General features: G+C 61.7%; 1 protein-coding gene. It reads right to left on the bottom strand.

The window, feature by feature from the left end; all coding sequences use genetic code 11:
* On the bottom strand, positions 1–548 hold a 548-nt coding region (locus tag HPQ62_RS20950; RefSeq protein WP_174804528.1), incomplete at both ends, for a sulfatase/phosphatase domain-containing protein.

The following is a 548-nucleotide window of genomic DNA, read 5'->3' as shown; positions in this document are numbered from 1 at the left end:
TCGAGCTTTTCGAGCATCGCCTTGAAGATCCCAGCATAGGCGGGGTCGTTTGCGACGTTGAAGAGCTCCATCGGATCCTTGTCGCAATCGTAGAGTTCCCATTCCGGGGGCGCATTGTTCTCGCGCGCGCCGTCCTGGCCGAGCGCCTTGTTGTACCAGTAGATCAGCTTGTAGTGCTGGTCGCGCACGCCGTAATGCGCCCAGGCTTCGTGGATCTCGTCATTGTGCATCCAGTAGCGGTGATAGGCGAGCTGGTCCCAGTCCTCCGGCGTCTCCCCGCGCAGCATCGCCCGCATCGAGGTGCCCTGCATGTAGCTCGGCACCCTGACGCCCGCCCAGTCGAGGAAGGTCGCGGCGAAGTCGACATTGCAGGCGATGTCGCTGGAGGTGCGGCCAGCGGCGATCTCCGCCGGATAGCGGCACAGGAACGGCATCTGGTAGCTTTCCTCATACATGAAGCGCTTGTCGAACCAGCCATGCTCGCCGAGGAAGAAGCCCTGGTCGGAAGTGTAGATCACCACCGTGTTTTCGGCGAGACCCAGTTTGTC

Source organism: Martelella limonii (genome assembly GCF_013344475.1).
Classification (GTDB): domain Bacteria; phylum Pseudomonadota; class Alphaproteobacteria; order Rhizobiales; family Rhizobiaceae; genus Martelella; species Martelella limonii.
This window is presented reverse-complemented; position numbering and strand designations above follow the sequence as displayed.